Genomic DNA, 16816 nt, shown 5'->3' on the forward strand with positions numbered 1-16816 from the left:
GGCGAACCGGATTTCATCCACGAAGAAGATTTTATTTATTATGCCGAAGGGATGCAGGGCATCGGGTTAAAGATTGAAATTAAATATGGCAAAGTAACGGAAATAAAATGCGGCGTTCTTAATTAACGGATATTATACGGTACGGCGAAAACGGAGTATTGTATAACTATTAAGGTTTTTTTATGATCTCGAACTCCCGTCCTTCCTGTTTTCAGGCGGGAGTTTTGTTTGAGACGGGGAGGGTTTTATCATGCCGGTTAACAAAGACGAACTCACAAAAGACATGATTGAAAAAGCTATGGAGTGCAAGGATGCCGATGAACTGATCGCGCTGGCAAAGGCGGAAGGCTTTGCTATTACCAAAGACGAAGCGGAGGCTTACATGTCGGAGATGGCTGATGTCGAACTGAACGAGGAAACCCTGAAAAAGGTCGCTGGTGGCATTTGCTGGGATAATGTTCAAAATCCACATGAATGTGGCATAGATTGTATTTATAGTAATAATAATCAGGGTTGAAGGATACTAATCAGAAAAATTAGTTAAAAAATCCTGATTTTGCACAGTAAATGATTCAACAGCCGTGGAACTTCAACATCCGCGCTGTTTTGTTTTAGTATGACAAATTGCAGTTTTTATCAGTAAAGATAATATGATATAATTAAAAAAAATCCTATCAGCGTCAATTTTAGGAAGCCTGTCTTGTATATATTAGTAAGAGGCATTTAAGCAAAGCAAATTTAAGGAGGAAGTTATTATGCCGATTAACAAAAACGAACTTACAAAAGAAATGATTGAAAAAGCTATGCAGTGCAAAACTGCGGAAGAACTGATGACATTAGCGAAGGCTGAAGGTGTTGAGCTGACCAAAGAAGAGGCGGAAGCATATTTGGCTGAACTGGAAGATTTAGAATTGGATGAAGGTATGCTCAAAAACGTGGCGGGCGGTCAGGACTACTCACATTGCAATGGCCGTTGTACGTCAAAATTATAGAAGTCGCAATTTAGTATAGTAAATGAATTCTCGAAACCCATAAAACGCGTTCTGGCAATCAGCTTTGTCAGAACGTTATTTTTGTCTCGTTTTTGACAGGCCGTGATATAATGAAGTGTAGTCAAAAACGAGAGGGTGATAAGATGGACTCGCCGAAGGTAAAAAGGATTGCTAAGATTCCGGAATGGTTGAAAGAGCTGAAACTCCAGAAAGCGGGTATCGGGATATACTGCAGGGTAAGCACGTCGGAACAGCGGCAGCTGCGCAGCCTTTCCAACCAGATAACAAGCCTAATCAAGACTGTGCAGGGATGGGACTGTCTGCCGTATCTGAAAGACGTGTATGTCGATATTTACACCGGCACATCGGAGAACAAGCGCCCGGAATTCAACCGGATGCTGGACGACGTGAAAGCGGGGAGGATAAAGATCGTGGTGGTGAAAAGCATCCAGCGTTTCGGCAGGAACACTGTGACCGTAATGAGCGCCATAAATGACATCCGCCATGCCGGTGGTTATGTCTACTTTGAGGTGGAGAACCTGGATACGAAGACGGCCGCTAACGATAACATTATCACCATCATTGGGGGCACGTCCCAGGAGGAGAGTTACTTCAAATCCAAGAGCATCAAGTTCGGGATTCGGGAGAGCCTAAAGAACCCGAATTCACGTTTATACAACAGGTGTTGCTACGGGTATTGGAGTTATGATGGGAAGATGATTCCGAAGGTGTTAGAGTCGGAATATGTGAAAGACATATTTAATTATTACAAATATGGATGCAGCCTATACGGGATAGCAAGGAAGCTGGAGGAGAGGGGGATTCCATCTCCGTCCGGGAAGAAAGTATGGAGAACTAAAACCATAGAAAATATTTTGAAAAACGAGAAATATACGGGAAATGTGATTGTCAAGTCAGTCATTAAGAATCCACAGACGGGTGAGGAAAGATATTTTAAAGCCTTACATCACCACGAAGGGATAATCAGTCAGGAACTGTTTGATGAGGTACAAAAAATATTTGTTAAACGGAGCAATATGGAACTGGGCCCTGATGGAAAAATGAGGAGGAAAAATACACATTACAGTTCCAAAAAGCGACAATTCGAGTAGTCAAAAAAGCCGAAAATAAATAGATAAGTAGCTAAAATCGAAAAAATTAGATTAAAAAAATATTGAAGATATTAATATTCTGAAAACTTACGAACATAAAAGAATCCGCATTATATGCGGGGTTGAGTGGCATAGACTGACATAACAATTAAGAAAAATTAAAATAAAAAAGACCGTTCGTATACGAATCGTACTACGAACGGACCCCGATATTATCATGATAGGGGAGATACGTGACCGGGAAACGGCGGAGATAGCCATTCAGGCAGCGCTGACCGGGCATTTGGTGTTCAGCACCCTGCATACCAATACAGCGGCCGGCGCCGTTACACGGCTGCTGGACATGGGCATCGAACCTTATCTGGCAGCATCAGCCCTGCGGGGGGTTGTGGCTCAGCGCCTGGTACGAAAACTTTGTCCTGCCTGCAAAGAAAAATATATGGCGGATAAAGGCATGTGGGGATGGAAGCGCTTTCGAAATCCTGTCTGTGACGAAAATATGGGGGATGCATTGAAACCGCCTGATGGTTTGATCTTATACCGGCAATCCGGTTGTGACGCATGCCGACGGTCCGGATACCGGGGACGTATGGCTGTTCATGAAGTGCTGCCGGTCAATGCGGTTTTAAAAGATAAAATTAGCCGCGGCGCTTCGGAACAGGAACTGTGGAACGCGGCAAAAACAGTATTTCCTGACATTTCTTCCCTGGAAGAGGACGGCATGCAAAAGGTAAAACAGGGCATTACGTCGGTACAGGAATTACTGCGGGTGCTGGGGACGGTGTGAGATGAACTGCAGGATAGATGAGATTCTGCTGAAGGCAGCGGAAATGAACGCATCCGATCTGCATATCAGTGAAGGGGGATCCGTTATTGTCCGTATTGCCGGGACGCTGACAAAACCGGGCAGCGTACTGTCTGACGTTTTTTCCCTGTTTGAACCGGTTCTGCCGGGTAAACAGCGTGTTGCACTGAAGCAGTACGGTGAGTGCGATTTTGCTTATGCGCTTCCATCCGGGCAACGTTTTCGTATCAACTTATACCGCAGCATGGAAGGGCTGGATGCTGCCGTCCGGATTATTCCCAACAGCATTCCTACATGCAGTGGATTGGGATTGCCGGAAGCACTGCGGAAACTTTCAGAATTAAAAAGCGGCCTCGTGTTGCTTACCGGTGTTACGGGTTCCGGTAAAAGCACGACACTGGCCGCGATCGTTAATGAAATTAACAGGCACAGGGCTGTACACATTTTGACGCTGGAAGATCCTGTAGAATACAGATTCGCTTCAGACAGAAGCCTGATCCATCAGCGGGAGATTGGCAGCGATACAGTGGATTTTGCATCCGGGCTCAGGGCGGCGCTGCGGGAAGATCCGGATGTGATCGTTGTCGGGGAACTGCGTGATCTGGAGACGATTTCTATTGTTGTCACAGCAGCGGAAACCGGCCATCTGGTTTTGTCTACGCTCCATACCCGCAGCGCGGTAGAGACCGTTGATCGTATTATTGACGTGTTCCCTGAACAGCAGCAACGGCAGATCCGTGTCCAACTGGCCGGCTGCCTGCAGGCCGTGGTTTCACAACAGCTTCTGCCGGATAAGCGGGGCGGCAGGACGGCGGCTTTTGAAATTATGATAGTTACACCCGCTTTGCGCAATCTGATCCGCGAAGGGAAGACACAGCAGATGGGCTCTTATCTTCAAACCGGCGGTCAGTATGGCATGCAGACAATGGAGGCTGCCCTTGAGGAATTAAAGCGAAGAGGACGGGTTTAACGGACCTTGCGTGGTTTTTTCGCTTTTCAAAATGTCTATTGCCCAGTTCCGGTCAATGATTGAATCCTTTTTACGGGGACCTTCCAATACATCGCTGTACCGGTCGATTATCTGATTATAAACATTTGCAACATACTGATCAAAAGAGACACTGGCAGTCTGTCCGCTGTTCTTGTCCTGGAAGACAAGTTTTCTTTCCCTTGTCTCTTTATTAACTATAAAAAAAGCATTTTTAATACGAAAGCCAGATTCGGATAACTGGCGTTCAGCCTCGGAACCTACTATGACTTTGGCAAGTTCTACTATCCTGTCGTCCAGGCCGGAATCGAAAATGGCCAGCTTTTCCAAAAATTCTTCGTGGGTACGTACGATGCGGTATCTGTAACGTGCCAGAGCATTTTCCAGCAATCTGTCATCGGCTTCCGTGTCTGAGCCGGAATCTGATTTGTCATCCTGAGATGTTCCGGCGGATACGTTTTCCAACAGTTTCCGTGTATTATTCACTTCTTCATCTTCCGGGATGTAATAAATCATCAGTCCGTTTTCCATCTGATGATATAAAAAAGAATAATTGATTGTTGAGGTCTGCCCGCAGTAAGGGCAGCAGAACCTGAATAATGAAAGGTTGCGAACCTGCCCGTATGTTTCGGGATGGGTTTTGGTGTTAATGCTGTTCCAGATATTAAAGTAGGCAGTGCGATGACAATGTGGACAGAGAATCATTTGTTTTGCAACGTCAGACATGCTTATTACTCCTTGCTGTAATCAGGCGGCGGCACAGGGCAGTAACGGGGGAATGCTTTCATTACTGTTTAGCAGATCCTGAGCAGTAGTGCGACCAAGTATATTTTATTATATCATGTATTGTGAAGGAATTTAAATCACATTTTTGACGCAAATTATATTTGCGTCACAGCCACTGTTCAAGGTATAATAATACCAACAGTATTGTGCTAATTATTATTTTTCAATGAAAAGGAGATGCTATCATGAGTTTACTGGAAACGTTGTTAAAATCGATGACCTCTTCTTCTTCTCTGGATACAATGTCCAGAAGGACCGGCGGAAATAACGACCAGATGGCTGCGCTGATCACTGCTGCGCTGCCGATTCTGCTGCGGGCTCTGACGGCTAATGCTTCTACCAAGTCCGGCGCTGAGTCCCTTCAGCAGGCCCTGACCGAGCATACGGAGACCGGTTCCGTAGCGGAACAGTTTGAAACAGCGGATATTGATGACGGCGCGAGGATTCTGCAGCACATCCTGGGCAGTAATTCTTCTTCCGTTATGAACGGTCTGTCCCGTCAGAGCGGTCTGAGCAACGACCAGGTGGGGTCTGCTTTGGGAGCGCTGGCTCCGGTATTGCTTAACAGTCTGTCCGCTGCGTCCAACCGGGCGCCGGCCCAGCCTCAGAAACCGCCCATCGATCTTAGTGATGGGATTGATGCATCGGACATCATGGGATTTATGCAGATGATGTCCCAGGCTCAGGGAGGCGCTCCTCAGAGGCGTCCCCAGAACCAGGCTTCTTTTGACGGGAGCGATTTGCTGGGACTTCTCTCCATGTTAAAATAAAGGAACCGATGATTAATCAGCAGTTCCAATACGTTGGGAATCAAAAGGTGTTCGGTGGCTACAGCATAATTGTATACTGTAGCCGCCTCTTTTTTGACGGGAGGCAAGACAGATGACGGCGCGTAAAGGCACCCGTCCGGCAGAAAAGTTAAGATGGGTACTGCTGCGCGTGGTACTGTTGCTGTTTTTGGCGCTTTTTGGGCTGGAGTACGCAGGCTATCCGCGATACGGGGCCAGTCAGTTTTTTGACTGGGGCCGCCGTATCGTTCAGTCGGACAGTTTATCGGAAGCGGTTGATGTTCTGAAAAACGGGATGAGAAGGCATGATGTCCCGTTGTTCCCCGGGGCTCCTGCAGATCTCAGTGCCTTAGCCCAAAGCGCGCCGTTTGTGACACTGGATAATTTGCCGGAAAGCGAAGGACGGACCTTTATTGTACTGTACGGAAACGAACCGCAGTTTTCCGCGGAATTCAAGGCAAAGAATAATCCATACTATTCTTTTTCGCCTTTGGACGAACTGGGGCGCTGCGGCTCCGCTTACGGCAAGCTGGGACCGGAATTCCTGCCCACCCGGCCCAGGGGGCCTCTCGGTATGGTCAAGCCTACCGGATGGCGTTACAGCAAGTATGAGGAGATAGATAAGAAATACCTGTACAACCGGTGCCATCTGCTGGCGTTCCAGCTTACAGGGGAAAATGCCAATAAGCGGAATCTTATCACGGGCACCAGACATTTTAACGTGACGGGGATGCTTCCCTTTGAAAACCGGGTGGCGGATTATATACGCCGTACCCGTAAGCATGTGTATTACAGGGTGACCCCTGTCTTTAAGGGCCGCGAACTTGTGGCCCGGGGCGTGGCGATGGAAGCGCTTTCTGCGGATGACGGAGGCAGAGCGGTCCGGTTCCATGTTTTCGTGTACAATATGCAGCCGGGGATAAGGATCAATTACGCTGACGGTTCGAATCATCGGGAATGATTTTTTTGAAAGCGTATGCTTTCACGACCGTTTATACTCCCGGATAAAGACGGCGGAATGGAATTTAATTATATGAAATATGTACTCGTAGCAATCAATTTGCCTGTAAAAAATCTGTTCAGACAGTTTATATACCGGCTTCCGGAGAACCTGTTGCAGGTGGGAGAGGGTTGGCGCGTTATAGTGCCTTTCGGATCGCAAAAGGTGGAGGGCTTTGTGGTGCAGGCCTTTTCCCGTGAGGAAGCTGCCGAAGTGTTACAAAAGGATAATCCGGATTTCTCCTTTGCCGGTGTGAAAGAAGTGTCGGCAGCTCTGGGGACCCGTCCCTGGTTTAATGACGAGATGCTGCAGACGGCGAAATGGCTGGCAAAGTATTACCTGTGTTCTCTGGCGGAAGCCATGCGTCTGTTTATTCCCGGCAAGACCAGTATCAGGCGTAAACCGGTGTATCAGGGCGGAAAACTTATAGCCTATGATGTTGAAGAACGCCTGAAAGCAAGGACGGTCCTGGCTTACAACATTACGGAGGCAGGCAGGGCTGCCTTGCAGGCAGGGAACCCGAGAGCCAAAGTGCAGATGAGGGCCCTGGAACTATTGCAGCAGGCTGCAGAACCAGTGGATGGGAAAGAGGCGGAGGCACAGCATATCAGCGCTGCTGTGCTGCGGGCACTGGCGGAAAAAGGTTGGGCGCTCCGTACAGAAAAGCGTCTGCTGCGCAACAGTTATGACCGGCAGGCTGAATGGAAAGAGACCCTGCAGCTTACTTCTGAACAGGAACAGGCTGTACTGAAAATCAGGGCTTCGCTGGATCATTTTGCCTCTTCATGCCCTCAGGAATTCCTGCTACAGGGTATTACCGGCAGCGGAAAGACGGAAGTCTACCTTCGAGCCGCTGATTATGCGTTGCGGCAGGGAAGACAGGTTTTGGTACTGGTGCCGGAAATCGCCCTTACGACACAGATCGTGCAGCGCTTTCAGGCCTGGTTCCATAATGAAGTGGCGGTGGTCCACAGCAAGCTGTCACAGAATGAACGGGGCGACGTGTGGTATAAGATGCGGACCGGTGAGGCCAACGTTTTGATTGGTGTGCGCAGCGCTGTCTTTGCACCTTTTAAAAACCTGGGCCTGGTAATCATTGACGAGGAACAGGAGAATAGTTACAAACAGGAAGAACGGCCCGCGTATCATGCCAGGGAAGTTGCCCGCTGCCGTTGTAATAATAACAGCGCAGTACTGCTGCTGGGAAGTGCTACGCCTTCTCTGGAGACGTATTACCGGGCAGTTTCCGGAAGCATTGGACATCTGCAGCTTACGTTCCGGCCGGGCAACTCCGTTTTGCCGGCAGTGGATGTAGTGGATATGAGGGAGGAACTGGCACAGAAGAACTTTTCTGTCATTTCCCGGAAGCTGCGTCGGGAAATCGTCGCGGCAGTTCATGCAGGACAGCAGGCAGTAGTGTTGCTGAACCGCCGGGGTTATTCAACTTTTGTCATGTGCAGGGACTGCGGGGAAACCCTGACCTGCCCCCATTGCGCCGTAAGCCTGGTGTATCATGCGGACGAACAGGTGATGCGCTGTCATTATTGCGGTAACACGTATCCGATTCCCCGGACATGTCCTGACTGCGGCAGCCGGCGCATTAAATTTTTCGGCAGCGGTACCCAGAAAGCGGAACAGGAAATCAGCCAGATGCCCGGCGTGCGGGTATTGCGCATGGATCAGGACAGCACGGCCACGAAGCTGGCGCATGAGGAAATTATCGGTCGTTTTGTAAAAAAGGAAGCTAACGTACTATTGGGGACCCAGATGGTCGCCAAGGGTCACGATATACCTGACGTTACCCTGGTAGGTATATTAGCGGCTGACAGCGCGCTGAACCTTCCGGACTTCCGTGCTTCCGAGCGGGGTTTCTCCCTGCTGATCCAGGCAGCAGGCCGGGCCGGACGGGGTGACAAGCCGGGACGGGTGGTGCTACAGACCTATGATCCGGAAAATGAAGTTATCAACTTTGCGAAAAAACAGGATTACGAGACTTTTGCAAAGCGGGAACTGGCCCAGCGTAAAGTGTTGCTCTATCCTCCTTACGGTCAAATAATCAAACTGACAGTAATTGATAAAAACGAAAAGAAGGCATGGGAACTGGGCGATGAGGTTGCCCTGTTTTTACGGAACCGGTGCGAAATGGAAAAATGGGGACGTACAGAAATAATGGGGCCATTTCCATCCGGTGTAGCTAAGGTAAGGGATCTGTACCGCATTAATATCGTAGTGAAATCCATGGACATGGAGAAGGTGAAAAACTGTCTGTCAGGCAGCAGGTTCAGGACAGTAAAGAATATTTATTTTGATGTGGACCCCATAACTGCAATATAATTTTTAAAATCATATAAAATGTGATATAATATAATGTATTTTATTGAATTCGATCATTTTTTGGAGGAAACATGGCAGTTCTGGAGATTAAACGCGCCGGCGATCCGGTTCTTAAAAAAGTTTGCGAACCGGTGAAGCGTATAGATAAAAAAGTTAAACGGATTTTGAAGGATATGGCAGACACACTGTATAAATCCGGCAACGGTATCGGTCTGGCTGCGCCTCAGGTAGGCATCCTTCAGCGCATTGTGGTCATTGACCTGCAGGACGGAAACGGTTTGCTGGAACTGATTAATCCTGTCATAACTAAAAAGGAAGGTTCCAGGATTGTGGGGGAAGGCTGCCTCTCCGTGCCCAATTTTGAAGGGGAAGTGGAACGGGCGGAATATGTGGAGTGTGAGTTCACAGATCCCCGTGGCAAAAAACAGTTTATTGCCGCCGACGGACTGCTGGCCATTTGTCTTCAGCATGAGACCGACCATCTCGATGGCATCCTGTTTACGGATAAGGCCATAACCATCACTCTGAAGACTCCGGAGGAATGAACCATGTGGAACGTGATATTTATGGGTACGCCGGATTTTGCGGTGGGATCCCTGCAGGCCCTGCTGGAAGCAGGGCAGTATCATATCCAGGCAGTGGTGACCCAGCCGGACCGCCCCAAAGGCAGGGGGCAGAAGGTTGTGGAAACTCCGGTGAAGACCTTTGCCCTGCAGCATGGCCTGCCGGTGTTCCAGCCTCTCAAGGTGAAAGAGCCGGAGTTTGTACAGAAACTGAAAGAATGGAAGCCTGATTTTATCGTGGTGGCAGCTTTTGGACAGTTCCTGACGCAGGAAATTCTGAATATTCCAATGTATGGCTGTATCAATGTGCATGGGTCCCTGTTGCCCAAATACCGGGGCGCCGCACCGATCCAATATGCCATCATGAACGGCGAAAAAGAGACCGGCGTAACCATTATGCGGATGGAAAAGGGCATGGACACCGGGGCAATGTACAGCAAAGTGACAGTGCCCATCGGTGAGGAAATGAATTTTGCCCGCCTGCATGACGAACTGAAGGAAAAAGGCGCGAAGCTTCTGACGGATACACTGCCTGAGATAGCAGGCGGTCTGCAACCGGAGAAGCAGGACGACAGGGAAGCCACATATGCCACACTCATCACCAAAGAGATGGCAAAGATAGACTGGACCCGCCCTGCCCGGGAAGTGCATGACAGAGTGCGGGGCTTCGATCCCGCGCCGGGTGCTTTTACGTATTTGCCTGATGGTAAATTATTGAAGGTCTGGGAGACCCGGGTTGCCGGAAACAGCACAGGGGCACCGGTCGGGACAGTAGTTTCTGTCAGTAAAAAAGAGTTTTCCGTAGCCTGCGGTGAAGGGGTGCTTCGTGTTCTGGCAGTACAGCCCGAATCGAAGAAGCGTATGCCGGCTGCCGTATTTTTAAACGGCCACGGTGTTAAAGCGGGAGATGTTTTGGGAAGCAAGGAGTAAGAAGTTTTATGGTTTCAGCGGTGGAAATGGCAGTGAATCCCAAGAAACGGGTTTTTCTGGCGTTGGTGTTATTCAGCGCCATTGTGACAGCCATCCTCTTGTTTTTTGTCTGGAAAGTGACATATCTGGGTTTTGAAGCCATCAGCCAGTTTTTGCCCACGGCATTCGGGCTTCTGGTATTTGGCGCCATATTCTTCCTGTTTGCGGGAGAATTAGCTATCGTGCTGGCAATCATGGGTATGCCCCTGCCGAAAATTTTATACTTTTGGTCATGGAAAGCTATCAACTTTTTGTTCCCGTTTGCCGTAGGGTTGGGACGTATCCTCAACATTCCGCGGGAGAAAGTGGAACAGAGTTTTGTGGCGGTGAATAATGCCCTGGTAAAGCAGCACCATGTGAAGGTACCTTCTGACCGGCTGCTGATCCTGACACCTCATTGCCTGCAGCTGGATACCTGTCCCCGGAAGATTACCCGTAATATTGAAAACTGCCGGCAGTGCGGCGGTTGCTGCGTGGGCGGTCTGCTGGGGCTTTGTCACAAATATCATATGCATTTTGTGGTGGCTACCGGCGGGACGCTGGCCCGGCAGATGGTGGCCAAGGCAAGGCCCAAGGCTATCATTGCCGTGGCCTGTGAGCGGGATCTGACCAGCGGGATACAGGATGTCTTTCCGATACCTGTCATAGCTATTTTTAACGAACGGCCCTTTGGTCCCTGTTTTAATACACGGGTCAATTTAGATAAAGTAGAAGAGGCAATCAGATTGTTAAGTGAAGACCTGCCGGAGGAAGCCAGTGCGTAAAGAAAGGTTTTCAGAATCGGCGGAAGGAACTGCCAGAAAAATTGTTCCGGTGAACGGAAGGGAAGCTGCCCTGCTGATATTGCTGCAAATCTGGGAAGAAAGGGCCTATACGGCCATCGCTCTGAACCGTGTGCTGCGGCAGACAAAGCTGGAAGAACAGGACCGGCGTTTTGCCACGGAACTGGTCAACGGTTCTGTAAAAGCCAGGGGTACTCTGGATTTTATCCTTGGCCAGATGGTGAATCGTCCGCTTCAGAAACTGGAGCCTGTAGTTCGCTATATTCTCCATCTGGGCTTGTACCAGATTTTTTATCTGGACCGTATCCCGGATTCCGCTGCCTGTAATGAGAGCGTGAACCTGGCAAAAAAGTTCAGCCATAAGGGTACGGATAAATTTGTGAACGGAGTATTGCGGAGCAGTGTCCGGCAGAAAATGGCCCTGTGGGAGAAAACCCTTGAGGATGTTTCACTGCGGCTCAGTCATCCCCGATGGCTGGTACAGCGCTGGCGGAAACAGTTCGGTGAAGATGAAACCGAAGCCCTGTGCTGCTGGGATAACGAACCGGCCAGTCTGTGCTTGAGGGTCAACACCCTGATGACAGCGCGGGATGTTTTTTTGCAGGATTTACGGGAAATGGGCTGCGAAGCGGAGGTATCCCTCTGGTGCCCCGATGGTATCGTGATGACAAGATCGCCGGGTCTTCCGGCCCTGTTGCAAACCTTTCCCCACAGTTTTTATGTGCAGGATGAAAGCTCCATGCTGCCGGCCCAACTGTTGCAGCCGAAAGCTGGCGAGCAGATATTGGACATGTGCGCCGCGCCGGGAGGCAAGACCACCCATATTGCCGCGTTGATGGAAAACAGAGGCAGAGTGACGGCCTGTGACATATATCCTCATAAACTGAAGCTGATCGAAGAAAACGCGAAACGCCTGAAGTTGGACAATATTAAAACAGAACTGCAGGACGGAACGGTTTTGCGGGAAGAGTGGATTGAAAAGTTTGACAGGGTTCTGGTAGATGCTCCCTGTTCCGGCCTGGGCGTGTTGCGGCGCCGGGCGGAAGCGCGCTGGACAAAAAAAGAAAAAGATTTACGGGATTTTCCGGCGTTGCAGCAGCGTATCCTGGAAAACGCCAGCCGGTATGTCAAGTATGGCGGTGTCCTGGTGTACAGCACCTGTACTCTGGAAGATAGAGAAAACGGGAAACAAATAGAATTGTTTTTGCAGAATCACAGAGAATGGAAACAGTCCGGTTTTATCCATCCCCGGTCCAAAGAAGTGGTGAAAGAGTTGCAACTGTATCCCCAACGGGATGGCGTGGACGGGTTTTACCTTACGCTGTTGCAAAAAGAATAATAAGTTTCCGGAAATGTTTGCGATATTTTATTTGTTAAACGACAGATAATAACAGACAGTGTTTTGATAAACGTTATATGAAGACTGAAATATTCGGCATGCCTTTGCATCGGTTACAAACGGCACTGGCAGAGTTGGGATTGAAGAAATTCCGTGCAAAACAGATATTTGACTGGTTGTACCAGAAATGCGTGTTTGACTTTGCGCAGATGAGTAATCTTGGCAAAGCGGAGCGCCAGTTGCTGCAGGACTGTTTTTCGGTGCTGCCGGCAGAAATACAAATCGTCCGCAAGATGGACTCCTCCGACGGACTGACCCGGAAGGCTTTATTGGAACTGCCTGACGGGAATGCCATCGAAACCGTACTGATGCATCATGATTACGGATACAGCGTCTGCGTTTCCAGTCAGGTTGGCTGCGATATGCACTGTGCGTTTTGCGCCAGCGGATTGAACGGAGCGGTCCGGAATCTGACGGTTGCGGAAATTCTGGCACAGCTGTATGTGTTCCAGGCGCAACTGCACCTGCAAAATGAAAGAGTCAGCCGCGTGGTGGTCATGGGCAGCGGAGAGCCTATGCTGAATTTTGATGCGGTTTTCGGAGCCCTGCAGTTTTTGCATCAGCCGGATGTCGGCAATATCGGCTACCGCAATATGACAGTCTCAACCTGCGGTATCATTCCGGGAATCAAAAAGATGCAGGGGTTGGGCCTGCCGGTTAATCTGGCGATCTCTCTCCATGCCGTCAGAAATGAACTGCGTTCGGAACTGATGCCGGTCAATAAGGGTTATCCTTTCCCGGATGTGATTGCGGCTGCGGAAGAGTATGCGGCCAGCAGCGGCAGACAGGTCACCTATGAATATATTTTGCTGGCAGATAAGAATGACAGTGACAGGGATGCGGAATTGCTGGCGGAGTATCTGCGCTATAAACAGGCCGGTGTAAATCTGATCCCGGTGAATCCGGTCCCGGAGAAAGGTTTTTTCCGGCCGGCAGAGAAACGTATTGAAAGATTTTTATCTATATTACAACGGCACCGCCTGCATGCCACGGTGCGCAGGGAAATGGGAAAAGATATCAATGCGGCCTGCGGACAGCTGCGGGCGGCGTTTGCCAAAGATAATGAATCAAAGAAACAATGATTGATTCGCATGCACGCTGACTGGAGGGATTGTTGTGTCAGTAGCGACCCGGACTCATAAAGGAAGAGTCAGGAAGAATAATGAAGACAGCCTGTTGCTGGAACGGCCGTATTTATTTGCCATAGCAGACGGTATGGGCGGCTATAACGCCGGAGAGGTCGCCAGCAAGCTGGCTTTGGAGAAACTAAAAGCGGAAAAAGAGGATCTGTACGGAAAAACCGGTTTTTCCCTGGTTTCCAAACTGTATCAGATCATGCGCGATATTAACGGGGAAGTTTACGATAAAGCCCGGTCCGACTCTGCATTGGAAGGGATGGGGACGACTCTTTCCGGTATCTATTTTAACGGTGAGGGAAAAGGATATGTTTTCAACGTGGGGGACAGCAGGGTCTACCTGTTACGGCAGAACCATCTGAAACAGATTACCAGAGATCATTCCCTGGTGGCAGAAATGGTAGAGAATGGCGAACTGACGCAGGAAGAAGCCTTCAACCATCCCCAAAAAAATATGCTGACCAGGGGGATCGGCGTCAACAAAAACGTGAATGGCGACGTGTTTGTCATAGACATTTATACAGACGATATCATCCTGCTTTGCAGCGACGGACTGACGGATATGCTGCACGACAATGAGATTACAGGATATCTGCAGATGGAAGATACGGAGGCCTCCGCCGATGCGCTGTTAAGCGCTTCGCTGGAAAAAGGAGGCAAAGACAATATTTCGTTCATTATACTGAAATTAGATCGGAAGGAGGTGGAACACGATGGTCGGTGAGATTTTAAACGGACGCTATGAGATCTTAAAATCCGTCGGATTTGGTGGCATGGCTGAAGTGTATCTGGCCAAAGATGTTCTGCTGGACAGGAAGATCGCAGTAAAAGTACTGCGGAAAAAATTTTTGGACAACAAGAACCAGTTAGAGCAGTTTAAGCGGGAAGCGCGTTCCGCAGCCCGGCTGATTCATCCGTCCATTGTGACCATCTACGATGTCTGTGATGAAGGGGATATCAGCTATATTTTGATGGAATATGTGGAAGGCGTCAGCCTGAAGGCGTTTGAGGAGCAGAACGGACGTATGGACCCGGGTCTTGCCGTAGCCCTGACAGCGCAGCTGGCTTCAGCATTGGATCATGCCCACAAGCATAACATAATCCACTGCGACATCAAGCCGCAGAATATCGTGCTGACGGAAGCCATGGTACCGAAAATCGTTGATTTTGGTATTTCACGGATCGTTTCCAATGAGACCATGGCCTTTACTGCTTCTGTAGTGGGCTCCGTCCATTATTTTTCACCGGAACAGGCGCAGGGGCTGGCGGTAACGGCGCAGTCGGACATCTATTCCCTGGGTATTGTGTTCTATGAAATGCTGACAGGGAAGGTTCCTTTTGACGGCAATAATGCTGTCTCCGTGGCCCGCAAACAGGTAGAGGAGCAGGCGCAGCCTTTAAAAGCTTATTGGCCGGAAGCGCCGGATGCGCTGCAGGAGATTATCGATAAAGCATTGGCTAAAAATCTTCAGGACCGTTACGCGACAGCCGAGGATATGAAGAACGATCTGATGCGTGTTAAAAACCTGATTTATCCCAGTAAAAACAACGAAACGTTCCTGGATCAGACCATACCGTTGCTGGCAATCGCGGCAAATTCCCCGGTAAAGGCTGCAACAGCGGCTGCAGCGGGACCGTCAAAGGCACGGTCGCATCCGGAAGAGGAAAAATATCAGACCCTGATTATGAGTTTGCCGAGTTTTCTTACCCGGGAAGTTGATGACGATACCAGTGAATACGGACAATTTGAAGAGCCGGAGAGCACAAGAAAAGTTGTGGCGGTAAACGCAGAGCAAAATGTGGCTGATGCCGGCGCGGAAACATCTGAGGCTGCAGCTTTTGGGACAGCGGAGGTAGTTGCGGCAATGGGCGCGTCGGAAGCGGAGCAGCAATCCCTGTTTGCAGAAGACACAGATACAGTTCCTGTAACAAAGAAGGCGGAACCGGGAGACAGACCGGCTGTCAGAGGTGAAGAAACGGATGGCAAACCGGTGGTAATTCCGGTTGGGGATATGAACGGCGCTTCCAAACCGGAAATGCCTTCCCAGGGGGGAAAACCCGCCGGCTCCGGTTTGTCCGCCACCGGCACGCCTGCAGTTGCTGTGGCGGCTCAGAAGGAAAGTCAGGGTGCGTTGAACACAGAACTGGAAAGAAATAATGATAAGCCGAAGAAAAAGGCAGGTTTTTTAAAGAAATTATTAGCAGCTATAATTTTGTTGTTTGTGTTGCTTGCGGGAGGGCTTTTCTATTTCTTTAGTTCTTCCAAGCCTGAAATTGCTGTAGCAGACGTTAACGGTAAACCGGTTGCGGAGGCACAACAAGTATTAGAGGCCCAGGGCTTCAAAGTCGAGGTTGAGAACAAAGTGGATACCAGCGTCAAACCGGGCACGGTCCTGCGCATGGATCCGGTAGCCGGTATCAGGCGGAAAGAGGGAGCGACCATCACCCTGGTTGTTTCCGGCACAGAAAAGACGACGATGGTTCCGAAAGTCGTGGGACTGAAACAGGATCAGGCGGAAAAACTGCTGTCGGAGAAGAACCTGCGTATTGAAAAGATTGAGTACAAGTGGGAACAGGACAAGCCGGAAGGCATCATCTTAAGCCAGTCGCCGGAAGAAAAAAGCCAGCTGGGTGAAAACGGCGCGGTAAACATTGTTATCAACAAAAAAGAAGAAAAGAATGTTGCAGTGCCTGACCTGAAAGGGATGACCCTGGCGGAAGCCAGAAAGAAACTGGAAGATCTGAAGCTGAAAGTAGAAGTGAGAGAGGAAGACAGCGAAAAGAATAAAGACACGGTAATCGGGATGTCGCCGGAAGTGAACGATACCATTACGGAAGGATCTACGGTAGTTCTGCTGGTTTCCAATGCGAAAAAGCAGGCCGGTTTCCCGGCTACGCCTGACAAAATCAACAGCAACAGCGGCAAGAGCAATGGCAGCGTGACTGTGAACAGGACCACCGGGGCCCGGTATGCCGAATTTGTGGTGCCCGGAACCGGAACCCATACGGTGCAGATTGTTTCCAACAACGGCCGGTCGCAAAAAGTGGAAGTGTCCGGATCCTATAACGGCGGTGTGCGGCTGCGTACAAAGGTTGACAGTGATGTACAGCGTGTCGGCTTCTATGTTGACCACAGGCTGGTAGAGGAGAAGAGTTGGTAAC

Annotated in this window: 16 protein-coding genes and 1 pseudogene; 16 read left to right on the plus strand and 1 reads right to left on the minus strand. The window is 49.5% G+C overall.

Going from position 1 to position 16816, the window contains the following annotated elements; all coding sequences use genetic code 11:
* The first annotated feature begins 250 nt into the window (after positions 1–250).
* The 5 genes from BM159_RS10180 to BM159_RS10200 all read left to right on the plus strand — a co-directional run bounded on the left by BM159_RS10180 (position 251) and on the right by BM159_RS10200 (position 3879).
* Positions 251–517, plus strand: a complete 267-nt coding sequence (locus BM159_RS10180) for a Nif11-like leader peptide family RiPP precursor (RefSeq protein WP_093914128.1) — start codon at positions 251–253, stop codon at positions 515–517.
* A gap of 238 nt (positions 518–755) precedes the next feature.
* Positions 756–992 carry a DUF2624 family protein gene (locus BM159_RS10185; RefSeq protein ID WP_093914129.1) on the plus strand — a complete coding sequence of 79 codons (237 nt, stop codon included), beginning with the start codon at positions 756–758 and terminating at the stop codon, positions 990–992.
* Between the two features lie 143 nt (positions 993–1135).
* The gene (locus BM159_RS10190; RefSeq protein WP_177206005.1) at positions 1136–2104 is read left to right on the plus strand and encodes a recombinase family protein; all 969 of its coding nucleotides are present in this window, start codon (positions 1136–1138) and stop codon (positions 2102–2104) included.
* A 163-nt stretch (positions 2105–2267) separates the two neighbouring features.
* A complete protein-coding gene (locus BM159_RS10195; RefSeq protein WP_342745760.1) occupies positions 2268–2891 on the plus strand; it encodes a GspE/PulE family protein in 624 nt (207 codons plus the stop codon).
* Position 2892: 1 nt separating this feature from the next.
* Positions 2893–3879 carry a type IV pilus twitching motility protein PilT gene (locus BM159_RS10200; protein ID WP_093914132.1) on the plus strand — a complete coding sequence of 329 codons (987 nt, stop codon included), beginning with the start codon at positions 2893–2895 and terminating at the stop codon, positions 3877–3879.
* Here BM159_RS10200 and BM159_RS10205 read toward each other — a convergent pair.
* A complete protein-coding gene (locus BM159_RS10205; protein WP_093914133.1) occupies positions 3856–4623 on the minus strand; it encodes a CpXC domain-containing protein in 768 nt (255 codons plus the stop codon). The genes BM159_RS10200 and BM159_RS10205 overlap by 24 nt on opposite strands.
* Positions 4624–4868: 245 nt before the next feature.
* On the opposite strand from BM159_RS10205, the gene BM159_RS10210 reads away from it, so the two are divergent.
* The 11 genes and pseudogenes from BM159_RS10210 (at position 4869) to BM159_RS10255 (ending at position 16815) form a co-directional block, all read left to right on the plus strand.
* The gene (locus BM159_RS10210) at positions 4869–5453 is read left to right on the plus strand and encodes a DUF937 domain-containing protein (RefSeq protein WP_093914134.1); all 585 of its coding nucleotides are present in this window, start codon (positions 4869–4871) and stop codon (positions 5451–5453) included.
* A 112-nt stretch (positions 5454–5565) separates the two neighbouring features.
* The gene (locus BM159_RS10215; protein WP_093914135.1) at positions 5566–6432 is read left to right on the plus strand and encodes a DNA/RNA non-specific endonuclease; all 867 of its coding nucleotides are present in this window, start codon (positions 5566–5568) and stop codon (positions 6430–6432) included.
* Positions 6433–6504: 72 nt separating this feature from the next.
* Positions 6505–6837: pseudogene (locus BM159_RS12275) on the plus strand (primosomal protein N' family DNA-binding protein); the annotation flags it as partial.
* A gap of 171 nt (positions 6838–7008) precedes the next feature.
* Complete coding sequence (gene priA / locus BM159_RS10220) at positions 7009–8805, plus strand: replication restart helicase PriA (protein ID WP_425443224.1); 1797 nt, start codon at positions 7009–7011, stop codon at positions 8803–8805.
* 71 nt (positions 8806–8876) lie between these two features.
* On the plus strand, positions 8877–9350 hold the full coding sequence (def, locus tag BM159_RS10225; protein WP_093914136.1) for a peptide deformylase: 474 nt from the start codon (positions 8877–8879) through the stop codon (positions 9348–9350).
* Between the two features lie 3 nt (positions 9351–9353).
* A complete protein-coding gene (gene fmt / locus BM159_RS10230; protein WP_093914137.1) occupies positions 9354–10298 on the plus strand; it encodes a methionyl-tRNA formyltransferase in 945 nt (314 codons plus the stop codon).
* An 8-nt stretch (positions 10299–10306) separates the two neighbouring features.
* Positions 10307–11101 carry a DUF116 domain-containing protein gene (locus tag BM159_RS10235; RefSeq protein WP_093914138.1) on the plus strand — a complete coding sequence of 265 codons (795 nt, stop codon included), beginning with the start codon at positions 10307–10309 and terminating at the stop codon, positions 11099–11101.
* Positions 11094–12458, plus strand: coding sequence for a 16S rRNA (cytosine(967)-C(5))-methyltransferase RsmB (gene rsmB, locus BM159_RS10240; protein WP_245763705.1), 1365 nt, complete (start codon positions 11094–11096; stop codon positions 12456–12458). The genes BM159_RS10235 and rsmB overlap by 8 nt, the downstream gene beginning before the upstream one ends.
* Before the next feature lie 77 nt (positions 12459–12535).
* Positions 12536–13600, plus strand: coding sequence for a dual-specificity RNA methyltransferase RlmN (rlmN, locus tag BM159_RS10245; protein ID WP_093914139.1), 1065 nt, complete (start codon positions 12536–12538; stop codon positions 13598–13600).
* A 34-nt stretch (positions 13601–13634) separates the two neighbouring features.
* A complete protein-coding gene (locus BM159_RS10250; protein ID WP_177206006.1) occupies positions 13635–14378 on the plus strand; it encodes a Stp1/IreP family PP2C-type Ser/Thr phosphatase in 744 nt (247 codons plus the stop codon).
* Entirely contained in the window at positions 14368–16815 is a 2448-nt protein-coding gene (locus tag BM159_RS10255; RefSeq protein WP_093914141.1) for a protein kinase domain-containing protein, read from the plus strand. Before BM159_RS10250 ends, BM159_RS10255 begins: the two co-directional genes overlap by 11 nt.
* Position 16816 lies beyond the last annotated feature (1 nt).

Origin of the sequence: Succiniclasticum ruminis DSM 9236 (assembly GCF_900112895.1) — a bacterium.
Lineage (GTDB): Bacteria > Bacillota > Negativicutes > Acidaminococcales > Acidaminococcaceae > Succiniclasticum > Succiniclasticum ruminis.